Source organism: Sphingobacterium pedocola, assembly GCF_015209965.1.
Taxonomy (GTDB): domain Bacteria; phylum Bacteroidota; class Bacteroidia; order Sphingobacteriales; family Sphingobacteriaceae; genus Sphingobacterium; species Sphingobacterium pedocola.
On record NZ_MU158690.1, the window covers coordinates 1,162,950 to 1,186,932 of the forward strand.

Below are 23,983 nucleotides of genomic sequence, written 5' to 3' on the forward strand. Positions count from 1 at the left end.
TAATAACCAGTATATAATCAGTAACCAATGAAAAGAGTAAACCTAATTAGGGGGATCATCATCCTGTTATTTTTTGTCTTCAGTTATGCTTCGAACGCACAGGAGGTACTTTCCTTTCCCGGTGCAGAAGGATACGGCCGATTTGCTCATGGAGCGAGGGGACATGCCTCACCTAGTGTGTATTTTGTAACCAATTTGAATGATAGCGGACCCGGCTCGTTTCGCGACGCAGTGAGCCAGCCCGGAAGATTTGTTATCTTCAAAGTCAGTGGAATTATTGAATTGAAAGATCGGATCGCTATTGCGGCGAATACGACAATCGCGGGGCATACGGCGCCAGGAGATGGTGTAGTATTGTACGGCCGGGGTGTTTCATTCTCGGGTTCTTCTCATACCATATCACGTTTCCTGAGGATTCGCGCCGGTGTTAATAAAGGAGCGGGAAAAAATGAAGATGCTTCTGGAATTTCCAATGGGAGTAACATTATGCTTGATCATATGTCATTTACCTGGGGTCTGGATGAAGTTTTCTCAATTAATTGGGATAATAAAGGTCTTGAGCCGGATAATATTACGATCCAAAATAGTGTCATTGGACAAGGGCTACATCGGCACAATCATTCTGCTGGAGGTCTGATCCAAACTGGGGGAAAGATTTCTATACTCAAATCCTTGTATCACAGCAATAAGACTCGGAATCCCAAAGTGAAGGGTGTCAACGAGTTTGTCAATAATGTGGTCTATAATTTTGGAAATGCAAACACGACCTATTCTGATCATAGCATTTCGGCTGACGCCTATATCTTAGGCGGTGAATCTGCGGGAGAGTCGAACGTAATTATTTTAAATAATTATTTTGTAGGAGGGCCTTCTACGCCAAAAACTAAAGCAACCCCGTTTTCAAGGGGGAACGGAAACTTTAATCTCTATCAGGCCGGCAACTACTACGACAATAACCAAAATGGTAGCCTCGACGGAGAACTAATTGAACAAAATTCAACCTGGTATCCGGGTATCGAAGCTGTTAACTTTAAAACAGCGGCAGACTATTCAACTTATCCAACAATTAACCCTTCCTTAAGTGCACAGGATGCTTATCAGTATATTATTGATAATGTAGGGGCGACTTTGCCCAAAAGGGATCAGGTCGACGGCTTTTTGGTTACGGAACTAGAAAGTAAAGGTACGCAGGGATTTTATGCGTATAGGGAGTCTGACCTGCCACTTGCAAATGGGGGAGTAGGTACCTTTGATGGCGCACCTTTGCCGGTGGATACGGATGGTGACGGAATACCAGATGAGTGGGAAGTTCGTTTAGGTTTGGATAAAGACGATGCCAGCGATGCATTGAAACCTTCGTCGGATCCGGCCCATACAGGGTATTTAAATATCGAAGTTTATATTAATCTTCTTGCCGGGGAGACACCAACTGAAAATTTTGTTCGCCCGGTACGTCAGGTCGCTGCGGCAGGTGAATCTTTCGAGGTGGAACCAGCATACAGCAAAGTAACATTGACCTGGGAAAATGCCCAAGAAAGTAAGGTGATTATTGAGCGGTCAATCGATCAAGAAAATTGGTTGCCCCTTGCTACGTTAGAAGCGAATATTGTGACGTATGTAGACGATAAAGAGCTATTACCCAACATACTTTATTATTATCGGTTTAAGTCTATCGTTGGCGAAGAGGAATCTGTTTACACCCAGTTTAGCTATCGGACGCCGGCAATTCCGACCGCTCCCGAAGCCGTCAAAAATCCACAGCCTACCCATGCCGCTTCATTTGTTATGTTGACTGACGCAACTCTTGAGCTGAAATGGATTGGAAGTGAAAATACGACGTCTTATGAGGTCTTTTTAGGAGAGACAGCAGATAATTTAGTGAAGGTTTCTACAGAACAGGTTACGCAGCCTAGTTTTACACTATCGACCCTGACAAACGATAAGACCTATTTTTGGCGGGTGGATGCGATCAACGATAAAGGTAAGACCACCGGAGAGACCTGGACATTTACTACTGAAAAGGTCTTTGAACCGCAATTGGTCGGTTATTGGAAGTTTGATGAGACAGAAGGAGAAAATGCGACAGCATTGATTGACCATTCGACCTTTGCCAATCACGGTGTCTTGTCGCATAACATAGAAGAGGGACCTAATTTGCGTATTGACGGGGGTATTTCAGGAAGAGCTATCCATCTAAAGGATGCCGATAGATCTACCTATGCCGCAAATATTCCACATGCCGATCACTTGTTTTTGAGCAATTCGTCCTTTACGTTGGGCTTTTGGATGAAGGGCGGTGCTGAAGACAGACCAGAAGCTGGCGCGAGTGCATACTTGTTTTGTAAAGGGTCGATTAGTAAAAATGCGGAAACGGGTGCTACCGGTAATCGATTTAATTTAGAAATTAAAGATGCACAGTTCCGTTTTGCGATTGATAACGATGCGCTTGGGAAAGATGAAATCTATGCCAACAGTGCCGACTTCTTTACGGGCGAATGGGTTTATGTTACCGTCGTTCGAGATGTAGAGAACAAATTGTTAAAATTTTACAAAAACGCAGCCGAAGTTAAACAGGGAAGCATCACCAAAGCATTATACGGAATTGGCGAAGAATCGGATCTGATTATTGGGAATATTGGAGAACTGGAATTTCTTAAACAAAATTCAGTAAATAGCGCGCCATATGGAGGGCAGATGGATGAAGTTAAACTGTTCAACTATGCCTTGACCGAGGAGCAAATAGAGTCAGAATATACAAATTTATTAGGTTTGACGGCTCCACATACGCCTAGCCCTGCTGTAGGAACCACAACGGAAAGAATGGATCGTGCAACGGTTTCTTGGGAAGGTGGTGTAAATGCAACCAAATACAAAGTTTATTTCGGAGCAAGTGCCGAGACATTGGAGGTCGTGGAGGAAGTAGATGGAACCGTGAAGACGTACAATTTTGAAGGTCTCACTGGTGGAACAACTTATTTTTGGAAAGTTGAGTCAGTGAATGGAGCGCTAGTAGAATCAAGTACTGTTTGGTCTTTCATAGCAAGTAATAAGGGGAGAGAACTTATCGCACATTATAGCTTTGATGACGTGTCTAATATTGGTAAGGATTTGAGTACATACGCAAATCATGCCCTGCCGGTTGGTTTTACCGCTGTACCTTATCTGGCAGAAGGTAAGGTAGGAGGAGCTGCTAATTTTTCTGTGGATGGTGTGGCAGCAGATAACCGTCTAAGGGCATCTTCTCAAGATCACATCGTTTTATCGGAGGAATCTTTTTCAATTTCCCTTTGGATGAAAGGGCCAGCAAATACATATAATCCGGCAGCAAACAACGCGTATTTATTACATAAAGGTGCGTTTAATAAAAATGATGGCGGATTGGGCAAGTGGTTTGGAATACAACTCAATCATAATGGGAATATGGTTTTCAGCATTGATGACGATGTAAACAAAACAGATGCTTCTGCTAATATCGCAAACAATAACCTGTTCAATAATGAATGGAACCATGTCGTTGCGATACGCGACTATGGAAATAAAACAACAGCTTTATATATAAATGGTGTTTTGGCAACTACAACCACTGGTGTGAAAACGTTGGCAATAGGAGATCCAAACCAACCGTTGCATTTGGGAAATTCGTTGGAAAATAGATCTTACCGGGATTTGTTAGACGAAGTGAAAATATATAATTACGTATTGAATGCAGAAGAGATCGAAAATATTTATGCGACACAGGTACCCGTATCAAAAACGAGCAATGGTTTTCCTGCACATGAGAGTGAAGAGATAGCCCATACGGATATGGTGATGACATGGGAAGGAGACGAAGAGAAATACAACGTTTATCTGGGAACATCTCTTGAAGAAATGTCTTTATTGGCCGAAGGCTTAACGGAGAAATCCTTTGCAGCGAATGAATTGGAAGGCTTGACGACCTATTTCTGGCGTGTCGATGCAGTACGAGGTGGAGAATCTATTCAGGGTGACGTATGGCAATTTACGACGGAAAATAAGATCACTTACGAACCTTTTGCCCGTAAACTTATCGCACATTATAGCTTCGACGAGGAGAATAATATTGGAAAGGATTATAGTCGGTATGCAAATCATGCCGAAGTGCTCGATTTCCCTGTTGATCATAATCTGTATCTCGAAGAAGGTAAAAATTCGGGAGCCGCTAATTTTGCGACCACAGAACGTATCGCAACGAAACGTTTTCAAGCACCGTCACAAGATCATAATGTGTTATCTGAGGAATCGTTCTCCGTATCGTTTTGGATGAAAGCAGATGTGAATACCTATGCCGTCACGCCTGCAAATAATGTTAATAATGCTTACATATTTCATAAAGGTACCTTTAGTGGTCCAGGCTTCTGGTATGGTATGCAGTTGCACCAAAATGGTAACATTGTCTTCAGTATCGATGATAATGTTACTAAAACGGATGTAGCGTTAACCGTTGCAGATCAAGCGACCCATCCCGTATTTACAGGAGAATGGAAGCACGTCGTTGCCGTCCGTGATTTTGAAGGTAAAACGACAGCCATCTATGTTGACGGCGTATTAGGGAAGATGACATCGAACGTCGCGACAGGACCGATCGGTGATCCGAATAGACCGCTCGAAATTGGTAATTCTTCCGAAAACAGATCGTTCAGAGATCACTTAGATGAGTTCAAGATGTATAATTACGCCTTATCTCCTCAGGATATCAGCCGGATCTTTGCAGAACAGGTTCCAGTAGTAAAAGCGACCAATGGTCTTCCTGCACATCAGAGCCAGGAAGTAACCCATACGGATTTGGAATTGTCCTGGGAAGGTAAAGAGGACGCCTATAACGTGTACGTTGGTAAATCAGCAGAGTCCCTTGAGTTAGTAGGCGAAGGTATTACAGACAAGAAGTATGTGGTTGCGTCGCTGACTGGCTTGACGAAGTACTTTTGGCGGGTGGATGCTATCCGGGATACCGAGGTAGCGACGGGTGATGTGTGGGAATTCGAAACCATGGTCAAACTATCAGGCAAAGAATTGATTGCGTACTATAGTTTTGATGATGAAAATAATCTCGGAAAGGACTACAGTAAGTACGGAAATGATGCAGCGGTAATGGACTTTCCAGTCGATCATAATCCACATCTGGATGAAGGTAAACTGGACGGAGCAGCAAACTTTGCGACAAAAGAACGCATTGCAGCGAAACGTTTTCAAGCGCCATCACAAGACCATAATGTATTATCGGAAGAATCCTTTTCCGTTTCCTTTTGGATCAAGGCAGATGCGAATACATATGCAGCGACTCCGGCCAATGCGGTGAATAATGCATATGTATTCCATAAGGGTACATTTAGCGGACCGGGTTACTGGTACGGTATGCAATTGAATCAGAATGGTAACATTGTGTTCAGTATAGATGATAATGTGACTAAAACGGATGTAGCATTGACACCAGCCGATCAGGCAACTTACCCTGTTTTTACCGGCGACTGGAAACATGTGGTTGCCGTCCGGGATTTTGAAGGGAAAACCACCGCCATTTACGTGGATGGTATGCTTGCCAAGATGACCTCAAATGTTAAAACAGAGGCAATTGGTGATCCAAATAGACCGTTGGACATTGGTAATTCTGCCGAGAATAAATCGTTCAGAGACTATCTGGATGAGTTTAAAATGTATAACTACGCCTTATCGGCTCAAGAGATCGCACAATTGTATAACGAGAATGTACCAACTTTAAAAGCACAGGCCGTATTCCCGCTTCACGAAAGCGTGGGCGTTGACTTTGCCGATGTAACACTTGAATGGGCAGGAGAGGAAGACAAGTATAATGTTTATGTCGGCGAATCGGCCGATGCGTTGCAGCTTGTTGCTGAAAACAGCGCCTCACGGACATTTAATGTCGGCGAGCTTCAAGGTGATAACAAAGCGTATTACTGGCGTGTGGATGCTGTTCGGGATGCTGAGTTGGTGACGGGAGATGTCTGGACTTTTCAAACTATGCCGGACAACCGCGATAAGCCAATTATTACCGCCGCGACTTTCGAGGTACGGGAAGATGCATTGATAGATACCGAAATTGGTCAATTGGAAGGATGGGTGTTTACAGGTGCAGCATTGGAAAATTGGAGACTGGACATTTTTGATGATCCCAATGGTAATGGTATTGCACCAGTTCGTATCGACGCAGTTACGGGTAAAGTCTACGTAGCAGATGTAAATGATTTTAATACAGAGCTAACCTCATCTTTTACATTCGATGTGTTAGTCAATAACGGCGAATTTGTGAGCGATCCGACACCGATTACGCTTAAGGTTATATTTGTCAATGAAGCACCTTCTTTTGAGATTCAAGAAAACATCGACGTATGTAATGTGGGTGAGGCGCTACAGATACCGATAACTAATATTAGTGCAGGTAAGGAAACAAGCCAAGAGTCAAATCTAAAACTAACGGTAAGTACACTTCAGAACTTCTTGTTTAGCGTTCCTGCGGATCCGAAGGAACGTAAATATCCGCGGATAGACACACTGGAAAATAACGACGTGGTACTACGTTTTCAACTTGTGGATGATGTACAGGGTTTAGTGCCTTTGGATATTACAATAGATGATATGGGTGGGACAGCGAATGGTGGAATCAGTACTTCTACAAAACGCGTTCTATTAAATATTAATTCTATTCCGGAAATACAGATCGTAGCTAATCCGTCCGAGCGCGTGTTAGAAAATAAGGAAGTCACGTTGTCGGTAACACCGGGCTTGCCGAATGGATATGCTTACCGCTGGTATAAGAACAATGAATTAATAGGGGAACAGCCGTATGTAGTTGTACAGGCCGAACAAGACGCACAATACAAGGTGGAAGCAACCTCATCGCTTGGATGCACAGTAGATGCATCGTATGAATTGGATGTCATTAGCCAGAATAATGACCTAAAATTGGAAATCAGCAACTTCCTTTCGCCGAATAATGATGGGATTAATGATTTCTGGGTTATCAAGAATTTGGATCTGTATACGCAGAATGAAGTCAGCGTATTCGACTCCAATGGAAATATCATATTTACGAAGCGAAACTACGCGAATGACTGGAATGGAGCATCCGTTGCCAGCAGGTTGGCCACAGGTGTATATTATTACAAAGTGGTGGTAGACGGAGAAGTATTTACAGGTAGTATTAGTGTAGTGAATTAACCTATAAACGGAAAGAAAAATTATGAAAATCGTTAATTATAGCTTTTTAATGTTATTATTTGTTGGGTCGATGCTCGGAGAGAGTTTCGCCCAACAATCTCCAATCATATCAAGCTACTTTCAGAATGACTATTTATTTAATTCGGCTCGCATTGGTGTAAACGGAACAAAGGCAATAGATGCCGCTATACGGATGCCGGTTGGTCAGCTCAGAGACGACATGAAAGAAAATTATTTGCATGTCATGTACGGTTTTGGCCGTAATGGAGTAGGCGCTGGATTCAAAACCAACCAAATAGGCGCATTTAACCTAACGGAGTTTAATGCTTCCTATGCTTTTCATATTCCTCTAGATGGCGATTCGAAATTCTTGAGTCTGGGTACGGGCATCAAATTTTTACGCGAGCAGATTAATACGGATAAAATAGTCGGTGATGTAAACGATCCAGCGATTGCGTATTACAATAATGATCCCAATCGCATGGATTTTAACCTGGGGTTGGCGTACACGTCCGACAACGTTGTTGTGAATCTTGCTGCAAATAATTTATTGAAAGAAAAGCACGAATTTTTATTGAATCCCGAGCCCTTCATGTACAGTAGCGTAAGGTACAACTTGTTGTTTGACGATGTGGTCGTTGCGCCGGTTGTGGCTTATCGAAGGCTATTAACTGAAGAAAATATTCTCGACTTCGGAACTGCAGTGGGTTTTAATAACCTATTTAATGCGTACCTGATGTATCATACTTCGAAAAACTTCAGTGCTGGGGTTTCTGCAAAGGTAAATGTTTTGCAGTTAAATGTTGGCTATACGACCACTACAGCAGGGGTGCAGGGTATAGGGAGACAGGGACTGGATATCGGACTGCGTTATGCCTGGTAGTTATTATTTCAGGATACCGCAGGATGGTGAAACCGGTTGCAATTTGTAAAATTGTATACCATTATAAAATGAACCGGATGTTATGATAAGATTGCCATACTATATAGAATATAATTAGAAACTAATCAAAGGAGCAGATAGATTTAACTCGAGTTAGCGGGTAAATTCGAATGTTTCCTATAACCATTTAAAGATAAATTTTTACACATGAAAAGACTGTTGATAGGTATCAGTGTGTTGCTGCTTCTCTTTACTTCATGCGCCAAACAGGAGCTGACTTCGCACTATGAGCGCCCCGATTGGTTGAGAGGAAACGCGTGGCAAATATTGGAAGAACGCGGAGAATTTACATATTTTCTGGACGGAGTTGAACGCGCTGGTTTCAGAGAAGTCTTAGAGGGGAAGACCATAGCGACCATATTTGCGCCAGATGACCAAGCTTTCCAAGCTTATTTTTCGTCCAAGAATATCTCCAACATCGGTCAGGTGCCAAAAGACGAACTGAAGAGGCTCATTGGATATCACCTCGTATATTACGCGTATGGAAAAGATATGCTTTTTGATTATCAACCTGGTGGGGCTGAAGGTTATGACAATATTAATGCAGGACTTTATTACAAGCATCGCTCGAGAAGTAGTAATCCCACTACGTCCGAGCTGGATAAGACAGATGGAAAAGTGAAAACCATTTTTCATAAGGATAGATTTCTACCGGTATTTTCACAAAAGCACTTTGATACAAAAAAGATCGATGCCGCAAGCAACTACGAGTATTTTTACGGTGCCGGATCGTGGAAAGGGGCGACAGGCTTTAATGTAAGCAATGCAGGTGTAAGTGAATATGCAATTCCTGCAGATAACGGGTACATTTATTTAGTCGACGAAGTTTTAGAACCTTTGAATACGGTATATGACGAGCTAGCCGACAAAGGAAACTACCGTGATTTTGTCGCGTTATATGATAAATTTCGCACGTATACATACGACGAACAAACTTCATTAAATTATGCCGCAGCAGGTGATTCACTGTTCCTTATAAGTCACAATGTATTGCCACCTATTGCATCGCAATGGTCGCACAATGGCGAATCTGGACTGCCTGATTATGCAAATTTAGGACAGCTTAGTTATCGTGCGTATAATGTTTTTGCCCCGAATAATGCGGCGTTACAAACCTTTTTCGATGCGTATTTTGCCGCTCATTATAACACGTTGTTTGATGTTGATATGTTGCCCATTGCCATGTTGATGTACAATCATGTGTATCAAGGAAGTGTGGTGTTTCCTTCCGAAATCGGGAAAAATCCAGATATTAAAACATCCTACGGTACCGCTATAGAATTTGATCCGCAGGCGGATGTACAGGACAAGGCTATCGCCTCCAATGGCGTATATTACGGACTTAATAAGGTGCTGGTACCCGACTTGTTTAGCAGTGTCACTGGACCAGCATTTCGTAATCCGAAATACAGGATGTTTATGTACATGCTGGCAAACACTGGTTTGACCCAGACATTGTCGAGTAGAAACATAGAATTTACCTTGTTTATTCCATCTGACGAAACACTTAAGGAAACGATTGTGGGCAGTAGCTATTTATTCTGGTCAGAAGGTAATCCCTTGGTCTTTGGCGATGAAAGCGTCATGGTGCAAAATGATGACGGGGTACTCGTGCCACTTTCTATCCGACAGCAGGAGGTTTTTCTGTCGGATCATATAGTCTATGGACGAATCAACTCTATGGCAGAGAAAAAGGTGTATCGTACGCGAAATCCGTTTACGTATGTATATACAGATAATGGAAGGGTTTATTCCTCTGCTACTTACAATACGTCCGATATTGATATCGCGACAACAAATATATCCGGCAACTGGTTTAATGGAATAGTCTACGAACCTAACATAAATCTACAATCGGATTCCCGTACGATTAAGAGTACTATTGTTGGAGCAGAAACGGCAGCTAATCCGTTGCATCAGTACTCCGAGTTTTCCAAGCTGTTGGCAAAGGCAGGTTTTTTAGAGGCGGGTAGAGCATTATCTTTTTTGTTTGGCAATCGTTTTATACTATTTGCTCCGGACAATCAAACGGTATTGGATGGTATTGTTTCTGGTACTATTCCGTCGGACAATGTAGAGTTAGCGGAATACTTAAAATCGTATTTTGTTTCTGTACCGGACAACTCTTTAGGAGATTACCCTTTCCCGGGTTTTGATGTGCAAGGTATATGGAATACATCCAAATCGATAGGCTATAATTTATTCCGGAAAATTGAACTTATAGACCATAATACGCACATGGAACTTAGAGATACGGATGGCAATTTAATCAGGATATCCGATAATCTGCCACAGTTGTTTAGTGATGGTGCTGTGTATCGAATTTCAGGACTGCTTAAAAGATAACCAACAATATTTTAACCTATTAAAAATAAGATAAATGAGGCTACAGATTTTAATTTTAGTTGCTCTTTCCTCTTTCATTTTTTCAGCTTTTGCTCAAAGCTCAAAAGTATTGATTGGTACTATTAGAGGAGAAAAAAATGCACCTCTACAAGGAGCCTCGATTTTTGTAGAGAACAAAGAAAATAGAAACTTGAAGGGTGCATCAACGGATGCGTTGGGGCAGTATCAAATAGAAGTTCCTGCTGGAGATGGGCTCACAATTGTGATAGCTTGTATTGGATTTAAATCTACTCGTATTCCCTATAGCGGGCAAGGATCCATTAATATCACATTGATCGTTGATGATCAGTCTATCGAGGAGGTAACCATCGTTCGGGAAGGTGGGGCAAAGAATGATATGGGCATTAGTTTTAGAAACCAAGTATCGGCTACAGAGCGGTTCGATATGAAAGAACTAGAAGCTATGCCTTTTGCTTCCATCGAAGCAGGACTACAGGGCCGTTTGGCCAATGTGGATATCATCTCCAGTGCAGATCCCGGAGCGAGAAGTTCGATTCGGATTCGTGGTACATCTTCACTCAACGGAAACTCCGAACCGCTGATCGTTGTGGATGGCATCCCTTATCCAACGTCGATCAACGATGATTTTAACTTTTCGACGGCCAATGATGAAGACTTTGGAGCCTTGATCAATATATCGCCTAATGATATCGAGTCCATAGAAGTATTGAAAGATGCGGCCGCAACAGCGGTATGGGGTTCTCGCGGAGCGAATGGTGTCCTGTTGTTTACAACCAAGAAAGGCCGTAAAGGGAAAACCCAATTCGCATTCTCCTCCAAGATTGACGTAAAGCGCGAAGCAGCGACCATCCCGATGTTGGATGGGGGGCAGTATGTGTCCATGATACAGGATGCGATCTGGAATACCGTCAACGACCTAGGCTATCAGGCGTCGACTGCTTATTTAAACATGTTGTACAATACCAATGAAATTAAATACGATCCCAACTGGAACTATTTCAACGAGTATAACCAGAATACAGATTGGACGGATCTAGTGACCCAGGTTGGTCACTTTGAAGATAATTCGTTGTCTATTAGTGGTGGAGGCGATAAGGCTACCTATCGGGTATCCCTGGGTTACCTTAACGATGTCGGTACAACTATCGGTACCAAGCTCAATCGATACAATTCACTGGTCAGCGTGAATTATAGATTTTCCAATAAGTTCAATATCAGTTCTGACTTGTCCTACTCACGGAGTATACAAAATAGCAATTGGACGGGGAAAGATGTTGCTAGTCCCAGAGGAATAGCAATGAATCGCATGCCTAATATGAGCCCATATGTCATCGATGAGTACGGCTTCTATTCGGATCAATATTTTACACCTCGGATTAATTTTCAGGGATCTTTCTTAGGTGAAAGTAAGTCGTCTATTTACAATCCTGTCGCGATGGTCAATGAGTCGATTAATCAGACTACAGGCGAGCAAGCCCGGGCGATCTTTAGAGCACAGTATAATATTTTGCCGTTTTTAAGCTATACCGGTACGGTTGGTTTTGACATCCGGTCAAACAAAAACAGAAAGTTCCTCCCACAATCGGTCACCGGAGTTATTTGGACAGACCCTTTCTTTAACAGAGGATCGGACCTGATGTCCGATGCCCTACACCTTAACACGGAAAATAAATTTATTTACAATAAGAATTTTGGTGAAGACCATAATATTGTCGGAACACAATTATTCCAGACCAATGAATCTCGAAGCTTTAGTTACGCTTCGGAGACATCCGGTAATGCGTCTGCATCTTTAAGTGACCCGACTGCCGGCGGGGCGGTCATTAGTATGGGATCGGGTAATTCCATGACCAGAAGTATGGGGGCTATTTCGAGTCTGTACTATGCCTATAAAAACAAGTATATTATTAACGGGATCTATCGTTGGGAAGCGAATTCGGCCATATCTGCGCAGCACCGCTGGAAGGGGTTCCCGGCATTCGGGGTCGCTTGGCAGCTTGGGGATGAAGAGTTTATGAAACAGTTTGATTTTCTTGATTTGGCCAAATTACGATTCAGTTGGGGGCAAAGTGGAAACGGTCCCACGGGTGCCTATACCTATATGGGTGTTTTTCAACCCATCACACCGGGTTATATGGATATGACAGCCATCCGCCCGACAAGAATACAATTGGATAATTTGAAATGGGAGACCATTACCCAAACCGATATCGGTATAGAATTATCTTTTTTTAAAGATCGTCTGCACTTCACGGGAGAAATCTACAACCGACTGACAACGGATCTTCTGAATAAGGATATTAAACTTCCTTCATCGACTGGTTTTACCGAAATGAAGTTTTATAATTCCGGAGAAATGGTCAACAAGGGTTGGGAAATCATACTCAGAGGAGATATATTTCGTGCTAAAGACTTTACCTTAAGTGCGAACTTGAATTTCTCGAGAAACCAGAATGAAGTATTGGAATTGCCGGACAACATGCAATTTGAAAATTATAATTTCGGAAATGGTAATTACGCCCACAAGGTTATAGAGGGCAATCCGTTAGGTTCATTTTACGGGTATAGGTATTTGGGTGTATATCAAAACGAAACGGAGACTTTCGCGCGTGATCTAAACAATAATGTCATTTACGACTTGATGGGGGAGGCCGTTTATATGCAGAATGGTAACCGTAAAGTCTATGCCGGAGATGCCAAATACCAGGATATGGATGGTAATGGCGTGATCAATCAGTACGATATTGTTTATCTGGGGAACGCGATGCCTTTATTCACTACTGGAGGAGGTATCGACATACGTTACAAGGCATTCTCACTGACGACATTCTTGCACGGCCGATTTGGTAACAAGGTTGTCAACGGTACACGGATAAGTGCAGAAAATATGCGAGGTGCCTCTAATCAGAGTACCGCAGTTCTTAGTCGTTGGCGTCATGAAGGCGATCAGACGGATATTCCTCGTGCACTTTATGATCAAGGGTACAATACCTTGGGATCAGATCGCTTTGTAGAGGATGCATCATTTGTAAGGTTGAAACAAGTGTCTTTACGCTACTCCTTTCCGAAGCCGTTTATCAACCGGTTTAATATTACACGTTTTGACGTTTTTTGTACCCTACAGGATTTATTTACCTGGACCAATTATTCCGGTCAGGATCCAGAAGTTTCCCTGTCGTCTAATATATACATGCTCAGTGAAGATAAAGCGAGTACACCCAGACCGAGACGATTTGCATTTGGTATTTTAGCTAATTTTTAATTTGTAAGCTATGAAGATAATTAAATATACAGTAGTCCTATTGGCCGTGTTGAGTAGCTCATGTAGCAAGTGGCTGGATCTCTTGCCAGAGAATGAACAGGTAACGGATAAATATTGGAACACGAAAGAAGAGGTGGAAGCTGTACTTGGATCGGCCTATGTCACCTTACAAAAATCGGTCAACCCCATGATAACCTGGGGCGAGGCCAGAGGGAATATGCTTTCCACCGGTGGCTTCATACCCGTAGGTTTGAACGATTTCAAAAATTTAAGGCTACTTCCTTCCAATGAAATGGTCAAATGGGGAGATTTTTACCAGATTATCAATTATGCCAATATGGTGATACGCTATGCGCCGGATGTAGTGGAGCGGGATCCCTCGTTTAACCCAGCCGTAATGAACTCGTTTTTGTCTGAGGCCTATTTCTTGAGGGGATTGAGTTATTTCTATCTGGTTCGTAATTTTGGGGAAGTTCCCCTGATCCTAGAACCGTATATGAACGATAGTCAGCGGTACGAAGTGAGGAAATCTTCACAGCAGGACATCTATAATCAAATCGTCCTTGATCTGACGACCGCATTGGAGAACAGCAAAGATATATGGCCGACCGTATGGGAAACCAAAGGTCGCTCTACCTCCAATGCAATTCATGCGACATTGGCCGATGTCTATCTGTGGACCGAAGAGTATGATAAAGCGATTTTTTCCTGTAATGCGGTACTCGAATCCGGACGTGTCGGGCTAATTGAAGGCGTGGTAAATGCACGTAACAATTGGTTTACAATCTTCAATCCGGGTAATTCGAATGAGGGTATTTTTGAAATCCAATTTGACTTTGCAAAACAGCAGACCAATAATTTTACAACTATTTTCGGTGCATCTTACAATTGGATTATCTCTCCTTATGGCTTGGCCCTTTTCCAGGAAAATCCGGAAGATATCCGTGGCCTACGTGCAACCTACGCAGCCGACCTCAAGCTTTGGAAATATATTGGTGCGGAGGGAAATACAACGATCCCGAGGCCTCAAAGCGATCAAAATTTTATACTGTATCGTGTAGCCGATATTTATCTGATGAAAGCGGAGGCACTGCTTATGAAAGGGGAGAGTTCCTATCCTGCCGCATTGGAATTGATTACAGCTGTCCGTTCCCGGGCACAGATCTCTAGACCGATCACACCAGGTTCCACGGAGCTGGAGATGTTAGCGTTATTGATGGACGAACGTGCGCGCGAGTTTGTGGGAGAAGGTAAGCGCTGGTACGACCTTTTGCGTGTTGCAAAACGTAATAATTATGCATATAAGGATTACCTTATCGATGAAGTTATGGAAGGGATGACGGGGGGATCTGCCCCAGTGGTACGCTCCATATTAATGAACGAAGATGCCCATTATCTGCCGATTCATCAGGATGAGATACGTTTCAACAGATTGCTGGAGCAGAACCCCTATTATGCACCTCTAAACTAAGTGAACAAGATGGAAAAATCAACAATAATGAAGAAGTCGCCACTGTATATGATTTTTTTTGGTATTCTGCTTTTGGCAAGCGCCTGCAAGGACGCCTATGAAGACAATACTTATATGGCGTATGAGGAAAAGCCAATAGCTTTATTGCTCAAAAGTGATCCCGATGGCAAGTATGCGCTGTGGGTGGAAATATTGGAAAAAGCAGATTTGTACAACACGTTGAACCTAGACCGTACATATACTTTTTTTGCGCCGACAAATGCCGGTGTAGAAAGCTATTTGCAAAAGCTTGGTCTTTCGTCTGTATCGCAGATGACCAAGGAGGACGCCAATTATCTGATCAAGTATCACTTGATACCTGGTGCTCAAATTGATTTGGGCCAATTCCAGAGCGGAGCGATCAACGATTTGAATGCGACAGATGATAACCTGTATATTGAATTTAGAGCGCTCGGATTGGAAGCGGTGTACCTCAACAGCGAATCCCGTATCAATGCTTTCGATATTAAAGCGACGAATGGCATTATACACGGTCTTGACGATGTGCTGGTGCCCTTGACAGCAACTATTTACAACCGGTTGGAAGATCCTAAATTTAGTATTTTTCGGGAAGCGGTGGTTGCGACAGGTCTGGATGAAATACTGAAGCGAGTATATACCGAGGCTGTGGATCAAAATGGGGAGCCTATACAGCAACGGTTTAGATATACCACATTTGCGGTTTCCAACAGTACTTTCGCAAAAGAAGGTATACACAGTTTGGAGGATTTGGTTCAAAAACTGGAAGTACCGAGTGGTTCAGATTATAAGGATACAGAAAATGACTTGAACAAATATGTAGCCTATCATATATTGGCACAACAGCGCTCTTATGCAGATTTGGGAGCCTATCCAGACGGCGTGTATACGACGAATTTTGAAACGATGGCAACCAATGAGTTGATAAAAGTGTCAGAAGGCCCGTCCGAGTTGGTCATTAATGCCACAGCAGATATGCAAAGTTATATCCAATTTGTCGAATTTAATATTGTCGCCAAAAACGGAGTCGTACATGAGGTAGACAATTGGATGCCGCTGTTTTTGCCGGAGCGTGTGCAGGTTATTTGGGAGTTTACAGATTATCCGGATATTGCAGCAAATGTAACACAATATAGAAATCCTACTTTGGGATCTCAGTACAATAAAACATTTGCAGCAAGCGAATTGACAAGCATAAAGTGGTCTACCATTCCAGAAACTAGGCCCGATGCATTGATTTATAGAAATCTACGACCAGCAGATCCGTTGTATCCGGCCACATTAAATAACGATTATTTGTTGGCTACGTTGGGAGAGTCCGGTTGGATCGAGATGAAATCTCCGGCTATAGTACGAGGCAAGTATCGGGTTACCTATGTATGGCCAAGCCCGCGAAATGCGACCAATACCGGGATTGTTTCGTTTATTATGGATAATCAGGAGATTTACCCAAGATTAGTGATCTCCAACACCTCGTCTGAGGCTAGGAGGACACAGGTGTTGGGTACGGTTGATTTCCCAGAGACAACATCGCATACATTTAGGGTATTATCATTAGATGGCAAATTAATTACGATGGATTATTTGCAGTTTGATCCGATTGATTAGTGAGATTTAAATTGAATGTTATGAAAAATATTATTTTGATCGTTGTCACTGTGTTTAGTATGGTGATGACAGCATGTCAAAAAAAGTGGGCAGACCATTATGATGTGACTGAGGGAAACGAAGTCGTTTCGCCCTTGAATTTGTTAGATTACTTGAAGTCTAAACCAGAGTATTCGACTTTCGTGAGCAAGTTGGTAGAGCATGGTCTAGACAAAGAGTTGGAGCGGGATCAAACATTAACAGTGTGGGCTGTGCCCAATGATAAGATGGTCGAGTTATCCAATTTAGGCTATGATGAAGATTATATTCTGAAGTACCATATCAATAACTTGGTGTTTGATAAAACCAAGCTTAAGACGGGGTTAAGGTTGATGACGTTAAATGGTAAGTACTTGACTATTGAGATTGATGGGGATGACGTGCACGTGAGCGATGGTACTATTGTCAAGGGGAACCAATTATGCCAAAATGGTGTTGTACATGAAATTGACCAATTGCTTAAGCCAGACGTGAGCATCTATGATTATTTGGAAGACCTTGGAGATAGTCATTCTATTATAAGGGATACGATTTTGGCAATGAATGACACGATCTTTGATCCTATCAATAGTATTCCGGTCGGTGTAGATCGACAAGGAAATACCTTGTATGACTCTGTATATGTTATTTCAAACCCTATTTTTCAGCGGGCTAATATTATGTCGGAATTTACACGTGTTACGATGTTCTTACCTAGTAATGATGTTATTGAGGATTGTTTTGAAAATTTAGGCGTACTATATGACCAATTTGGAAAGCAGTTTTTAAAGGCAGACTCTCAGATTGCTTACACCTGGATTAAGGAAGCCGTATTTTATAATACGCTAGTGGATAATTACGGAAACGAAGATCTAACCTCGGCCTATGGAAGATTGTGGAAACCGGATATACAAATAGCTGATCCGGATTATATGCGAATGAGTAATGGCCGAATCTATAATATTACAAAGTTGAAAATTCCGAATAATGTCCATATCTCCATGATTAAGCAGCTGTTTCATTACTACGAGTATGTTCCCGAAGCAGAAAGGCCTAATCTCTTTACGTCTACTAATATAACGAATATAGTGCTTAGGAATGGGCCTACTGTTAATTTTCCAAATCTTGGGATCACCGGTTTTACCTACAGAATGCTTGAAATTACCGGTACGGCAGGAGATACGCGCACAGCTTTAGATTTTACAGCAATTATGCTGGATCGTAATGAGGCAGGCGAAGTTGGGTATAAGATCGTTGAGGTTCCTCCAGGAGAATACAATCTGTATATGGGTTTTGAATCATCTGGGCATCCGTATATGAATATATACTTTAATGATGTGCTGGTGCGATCCGGACTGAATGTCTCCCAGTCTAATCCTTGGAATTTTGATAGAAATACCAATACGACACCTGGTGTGTCCAACCATAATGGTTGGGGAGGATTAGTTGGAACTGTGAACGTTGAAGGAGATGGAATGGCTTCTTTCCGTATAAAGATGGAGTATGAGTTAGGAACACCTATACGTCTGCGACCTTATCACTGGACCTTAGTACCAACAGCAAATAATTATTAACCAACTTTTTAAGTAAGTTTATGAGAAATAGAGCTAGAGGCTTATATAGATTAATGTTAACTTCAACAATAGTATTGGGTTCGCTGCCCATATTTGCACAGACTATTATTTCAGGTAAGGTTTTGAGCTCATATGACAAAGCACCTATTCCTAATGCGGTAGTTAGTATAGTCAATACATCGCACAACACACAGACCAAGGCAAACGGAACTTTTCGGTTTGAGGATCTGGAAACTACTCCCTCCACGATCAGGGTCTGGAGCCCAGGATATTACGAGGCTATTGTTGAGGTTTTGGGGCGTACTGAATTTGAAGTGACCTTGATTTCTGAAGGCCGGATCAAGTACGACAATGTCATAGATGGAGCCTTTTCAGAGAAAAATAGCGCTTATCTGCAGAATACAGACTACCGGCCGGGAGCTGTAGGTCTTGAAAATGTGTTGCTCGGCGAGATGGCCGGCCTTCGTATCACGAATAAAAGTGGAATGGTTTCCGAAGGAGCAACCTTTAATTTTAGAGGTGTACGTTCCTTTGAAGCAGACAACTCACCTCTGATCGTGATTGACGGGATACCTTTTATACCGGATGCGACCAATTCGCCGATAATAGGTGCGTATTCACGTGGAATATTAAACGCGATCAATGTCAATGATATAAAAAGTGTGCGTTTGCTCAAAGGTGCGGATGCAGCGCGATACGGTTCGTTAGGTTCCAACGGCGTGTTGTCCTTGGAAACCTCTTCTTCATTGGATCTGCAGACCGTGATCGAGTTTAAAGGAAGTTATGGCGTCGCACATAATTTTAGGACTATTCCGGTATTGGGAGTGAGTGATTACAAAAGTTATTTGGGCAACGTAGGGATGACGGAGTACGATGATATGGGACAACTCCTGAATAATTTTCCTTTTCTTCGTGATGATCCAAACTATTATTACAATTACCTCTATAATAATACAACGGATTGGCAGGACCTCATTTATAGAAATGCCTTCGTCACTGACAACCACCTGCGTGTAAAAGGAGGAGACGCAGTTGCAAAATATGATCTTTCGCTCGGAGTATTGAACCAAAACGGGGCACTGGATCAGACCAAAAATACGAGATACAGTACCCGTATGAATGCGACAGTTGCTTTGGGATCTAAGTTTGATCTGAATGCTGCAATGGGCTTGACCTATGCAACTGCGAAGTTACAAGAGCAGGGTATATCAAAAGAAACTAACCCTATGTTGGCGGCCATGTACAGGGCACCGGTGTTGAGCCCGTATAAGAAAGATCCGGATAACAACCTGTTGCCGGACTATGATGCCATAGGGTACTTTGGGGTCACCAACCCTGTGGCGCTGTTAAACGACGGAAATGTGAACTCGGATATATACGATATATTTGTCAATGCAAACCTGATCTATAAGGCCTCGGCGAACTTGAGGTTTACCGGTACAGTGGGGTTGTTTTCTAACTATACCAGACAAGCTCTTTTCGTGCCGGGATTATCGAGCGGAACAGTGGCTCCCCTGGAAGAAGGAATCGCCCTCAATACGTCTAGGGCAGGAGAGGGACAGACCTCCAATCTTTTCCTAGGGATGAATGCAATATATGACAAAGCATATGAACGCGATGTCTGGCAGATCGGTGGCGGTATTCAGTCGATCATGAACGCACAGGAGTATGATGCGGGTTCGGGGCGGAATACCAGTTCAGATTTTTACAGAACATTAAACTATACGAACGCCGCGGGAAGGATGTTTTGGGGGTACAGCGAAAAATGGAACTGGTTAAGTTTCTATGGATTTTCCAGTTACAACTTTAGAAACCTTGTAAAGGTTGATGCTTCCCTGAATGTGGACGGTTCTTCCGTGTCGGGCAATACGGCCAATCGCTTCGGCCTATTTCCTGCGGCGGATGTATCTTTCCTGATAAATAATTATGGAGGGATTAAAGATGCCGAAGGTATCAATAGCCTGATTCTGAAATTGGGCTACGCCAAAACAGGAAATAGCAGGTTTTCCTCGAAGCTCTCCAAATCTTATTATTCCAGTCAATTGTATCGGCAGTTGGCAGGTATTGTCGTGGGTAATATCCCAAATACCGGAATTCAATGGGAGGATAACCAAAACATGCAGGCAAACCTTATCTTTTCGGGTTTTGACAGAAGGCTCAACCTAAATGTCGGTTATTATTATTCAAAATCATCAAACCTGCTGAATATGTTTCCAGTCTCACCTGTCGCTGGCATCGATCGAGTCTACATCAATGGTGGGCAGATCGATAATAATGGATTGGAAGTAGATTTGAACCTTTCTGTATTGGATAATCGGACTTGGTCTTTAGCCATTGGCGGAAATATTTCCACGCTCAACAGTACGGTTAAGCAGCTTGTCGGAAACCGTTCCCTCATTATCGATCAGCCCGATGATGTGCAACGTATTAATATGGTCGGACAATCTCCGTTTTCTTTCTACGGATATGAATTTAAAGGCGTTATTTCGAGTGAGGCAGAAGCACAAGCGCATAACCTGACGGATTTCAGAAACCAACCTTTTGAGGCGGGAGATGCGCTGTTTAATGATGTCAATCAGGATGGTGTTATCGATAAGCAGGATAAACAATTGTTGGGTAGCAGCTTGCCAAAATTGTTTGGCGGAGGATCGATCAATTTGCGATACAAACAATTCAATCTTCAGGGGTTTATGAGCTACAGCCAGGGCAATCGCATGTATAACGGACTCCGTAAGAGTTTGGAATCGCAAGATGGTTGGGCTAACCAATCGGAAGCAACCTTACGGAGGTGGCAAGCTGATGGACAAGTGACCGATATCCCGAGAGTACAGTACGGTGATCCGATGGAAAATGCAAGATTTTCAGATCGCTGGATAGAAGATGCATCCTATTTGAGATTGGAAAATTTGATATTCTCTTATAGTGTCTCCAAAAGTAGGATCAAAGCATTGCGTAATTCAGAATGGTATATAGCGGGTGAGAATTTATTTACATGGACCAATTACCTGGGGCTGGATCCGGTGACCGAATATGCCAATCAGGTAGCCTATACAGGCTTGGATTATGGTAAGATCGCTTTGCCAAGAACATTTAGAATCGGTGTGAACATTAAGTTATAGGACGTAGTTTTATGAGAAAGAAATATATAGTATACGGTTTATTAATAGGAATATGTAGTTTGTCCAGTTGTAAAAAATTCTTCGAAGTGGATACCAACGATATCCTATTGGAGGAGAATTATGTGGGTGAAGCGAATGAGTTGTATTCTGGCTATATCGGTGTTGCTTCCAAAATGCAGGCTATTGCCGATCAGACTATTTTCCTGAGCGACCTGCGGTCGGATTTTTTAGAACCTACCCAAAATGCACCTCAGGATCTATGGGATATCTACAATTTTAAAGAAAGCAGAGGCAACGAATTTGCGAATCCCAGTCCTTACTACGATTTGATTGTCAATGCCAACAACTATATTGACAAGGTGGTTCAATACCGCAAGGAAAATCCTAAGGTAATCGAAGAATCGGATTACAGGGCATTGATTTCGGGAGCCATTCGTTTTAAGGTTTGGACCTATCTGACCATTGGAAAGCTGTATGGAAAAGCAGCTTATTTTGACAATCCTAATCTGACGCTTGAGGACATAGGTGCTATTCCTATGATCACGTTAGACGAGTTGATACCCCGGTTACTATCCTTAATGGAATCAGGAGTTGACGGTGTGAATGGCTTGTACGAAACGAATTGGGCTAATATTCTGTTTCCGGGGATACCAACCAACCAACAGGATTTAGTGTGGAATATGATCTGTCCTTCACCGATGCCGCTGTTGATCGAATTACAATTGTGGGCTGGACAATATGATAAAGTGGTGGCAAACGGGATGAACTTTATTTATGATAACGGGAGCGGACGTTACAAGATAAGCAGTGACGACTATAATGCAGAATGGATTCAGGTATTTACGCGTGATCCGATAACAAGAACGCGGGTCTTGATCAACATTGTTCCTTATGATTACGAACGTAATCAAACGAATAGATTGATTAAATATTTCTCGAACATCCCACCTTCGGTTTATTATTTAAGACCGTCTCAGGTCTCCATGGATAGGTATGCCCGACAGTTACGTGCGGATGGACTTAATTTGGGGGATCAGTATAGAGGAGAAAATTTCACCTATTTTTTGCAGAATGGGGATTGGGTGGTTCGAAAATATTCCAGAGACAGGGAGACTCCTTCGGAGATTTATAAGAATAATGTCCATGTCACGATTTACAGAGATGCAGATGTACATTTCTTTGTGATAGAGGCGCTTAATCATTTAAGCTTATTCGCAGAAGCTGAAGCTCTCTTAAATAGTGGCATTAGTACATATCAGGATTTGAATGCTGGTAATCTGAGAGATCCCTTTGCAGATCCCTTACAGACTGCTCCACTTAGAAGAAACTGGGGAATACGCCGTCGTGTCAATATGTCTGCGGTCTACCCAGCTGGGATAGCTAAACCAGGACAAGGCAGCACGGCAGCGGATACCACTGCTTACAAAAAGGCATTGGATAAGCTTATTGTCGAAGAAACATTGTTGGAAAGTTCGGGTGAAGCAAAACCTTTCTTTGCTATGGTACGGATTGCTAAGAGATGGCAGGATAATTCCATTGTAGCAGATATCGTATCCAAAAAGTACAGTGGTAGGGAAGAAGAAATCCGTAATTATCTGATGACCGAAAGCAATTGGTTTATTAATTATCCGTTGGATTAGCTTTTTGTTTAATAAAACGATGACAAGATTTCCAAGGTACCCTTGATTATTTATTCATTATTATAAAACCTTAAAACAAAAAAGTATGAGAAAAATTATGTTTAGTATCCTATTTTTATGGATCAGTACCACCGCATTTGGACAAAGTATGGATTGGGCATATTTTGCCTCGCATCCAGGAGTCAGCTATGCTGATGATACGAAATTAATCTACGAAAGTACAGACGGTCTACTAAAAGTTACGTATGAACTAAAACAAATCAATGGTGACAACATTTTGTATTATGACATACAGCTCACTCCTCTGCCTGGGGATCCCATAACATACCTTCAATATTTTGGGTATAGTGAGGGTTCTATATATGAGGAACAACCACATACTCCTTTTTGGGATGACTACGATGGAGCACCGTTATCGGGTAGTGTAATTCTCAACCAAGGCGACCCTGAATATTTTCACCTTGGTGTTGGGGTTACTACAGCTTCCAATATAGATCACTACTTTGGTTTTTTTCCTATCTATTATCCAAACTAAGAAACCCCTTACCAAGGTTAGGGCAGTCGATTAGGGAGCTCTCATTACTTATCTTAATCGCTGAACTAACCGTTGCTTCATAAAGAAAACATTCACCATTGTAACAAAACATTCTTGTTACAATGGTGAATTTTAATCTATTTTAAGATTTTTATCCCCTAATTTTTAAATGTCACATCTATAGGTAGTAAGCTTTGTTTTATTTATTGTATTAAGATTAATCGGCGCTAAGTG

At 42.3% G+C, this 23,983-nt stretch carries 10 protein-coding genes; all 10 read left to right on the top strand.

The features are described from left to right. Positions 1 to 27 precede the first annotated feature (27 nt). The 10 genes from C4F40_RS14870 (at position 28) to C4F40_RS14915 (ending at position 23,749) form a co-directional block, all read left to right on the top strand. A complete protein-coding gene (locus C4F40_RS14870) occupies positions 28 to 7,194 on the top strand; it encodes a LamG-like jellyroll fold domain-containing protein (protein ID WP_196940167.1) in 7,167 nt (2,388 codons plus the stop codon). A gap of 22 nt (positions 7,195 to 7,216) precedes the next feature. After that, the gene (locus C4F40_RS14875; protein ID WP_196940168.1) at positions 7,217 to 8,077 is read left to right on the top strand and encodes a PorP/SprF family type IX secretion system membrane protein; all 861 of its coding nucleotides are present in this window, start codon (positions 7,217 to 7,219) and stop codon (positions 8,075 to 8,077) included. A 207-nt stretch (positions 8,078 to 8,284) separates the two neighbouring features. After that, a complete protein-coding gene (locus C4F40_RS14880) occupies positions 8,285 to 10,483 on the top strand; it encodes a fasciclin domain-containing protein (RefSeq protein WP_196940169.1) in 2,199 nt (732 codons plus the stop codon). 34 nt (positions 10,484 to 10,517) lie between these two features. Beyond that, complete coding sequence (locus C4F40_RS14885; RefSeq protein WP_196940170.1) at positions 10,518 to 13,766, top strand: SusC/RagA family TonB-linked outer membrane protein; 3,249 nt, start codon at positions 10,518 to 10,520, stop codon at positions 13,764 to 13,766. A gap of 10 nt (positions 13,767 to 13,776) precedes the next feature. Further along, positions 13,777 to 15,237, top strand: a complete 1,461-nt coding sequence (locus C4F40_RS14890; protein WP_196940171.1) for a RagB/SusD family nutrient uptake outer membrane protein — start codon at positions 13,777 to 13,779, stop codon at positions 15,235 to 15,237. A gap of 9 nt (positions 15,238 to 15,246) precedes the next feature. Beyond that, positions 15,247 to 16,863: a fasciclin domain-containing protein gene (locus tag C4F40_RS14895; protein WP_196940172.1), complete on the top strand. Its 1,617-nt coding sequence runs from the start codon at positions 15,247 to 15,249 to the stop codon at positions 16,861 to 16,863. Positions 16,864 to 16,883: 20 nt separating this feature from the next. Then, on the top strand, positions 16,884 to 18,455 hold the full coding sequence (locus C4F40_RS14900) for a fasciclin domain-containing protein (protein WP_196940173.1): 1,572 nt from the start codon (positions 16,884 to 16,886) through the stop codon (positions 18,453 to 18,455). Between the two features lie 20 nt (positions 18,456 to 18,475). Beyond that, entirely contained in the window at positions 18,476 to 21,574 is a 3,099-nt protein-coding gene (locus C4F40_RS14905) for a SusC/RagA family TonB-linked outer membrane protein (RefSeq protein WP_196940174.1), read from the top strand. A gap of 11 nt (positions 21,575 to 21,585) precedes the next feature. Further along, positions 21,586 to 23,214 carry a RagB/SusD family nutrient uptake outer membrane protein gene (locus C4F40_RS14910; protein ID WP_196940175.1) on the top strand — a complete coding sequence of 543 codons (1,629 nt, stop codon included), beginning with the start codon at positions 21,586 to 21,588 and terminating at the stop codon, positions 23,212 to 23,214. Positions 23,215 to 23,299: 85 nt separating this feature from the next. After that, positions 23,300 to 23,749, top strand: coding sequence for a hypothetical protein (locus tag C4F40_RS14915; protein WP_196940176.1), 450 nt, complete (start codon positions 23,300 to 23,302; stop codon positions 23,747 to 23,749). Positions 23,750 to 23,983 lie beyond the last annotated feature (234 nt).

Excerpts from the sequence above, each read along its gene's own strand:
- C4F40_RS14910 (WP_196940175.1), top strand. The coding sequence starts at position 21,586 with ATGAGAAAGAAATATATAGTATACGGTTTATTAATAGGAATATGTAGT.
- C4F40_RS14875 (WP_196940168.1), top strand. The coding sequence starts at position 7,217 with ATGAAAATCGTTAATTATAGCTTTTTAATGTTATTATTTGTTGGGTCG.
- C4F40_RS14900 (WP_196940173.1), top strand. The coding sequence starts at position 16,884 with ATGAAAAATATTATTTTGATCGTTGTCACTGTGTTTAGTATGGTGATG.
- C4F40_RS14915 (WP_196940176.1), top strand. The coding sequence starts at position 23,300 with ATGAGAAAAATTATGTTTAGTATCCTATTTTTATGGATCAGTACCACC.
- C4F40_RS14895 (WP_196940172.1), top strand. The coding sequence starts at position 15,247 with ATGGAAAAATCAACAATAATGAAGAAGTCGCCACTGTATATGATTTTT.
- C4F40_RS14870 (WP_196940167.1), top strand. The coding sequence starts at position 28 with ATGAAAAGAGTAAACCTAATTAGGGGGATCATCATCCTGTTATTTTTT.
- C4F40_RS14905 (WP_196940174.1), top strand. The coding sequence starts at position 18,476 with ATGAGAAATAGAGCTAGAGGCTTATATAGATTAATGTTAACTTCAACA.
- C4F40_RS14890 (WP_196940171.1), top strand. The coding sequence starts at position 13,777 with ATGAAGATAATTAAATATACAGTAGTCCTATTGGCCGTGTTGAGTAGC.
- C4F40_RS14885 (WP_196940170.1), top strand. The coding sequence starts at position 10,518 with ATGAGGCTACAGATTTTAATTTTAGTTGCTCTTTCCTCTTTCATTTTT.
- C4F40_RS14880 (WP_196940169.1), top strand. The coding sequence starts at position 8,285 with ATGAAAAGACTGTTGATAGGTATCAGTGTGTTGCTGCTTCTCTTTACT.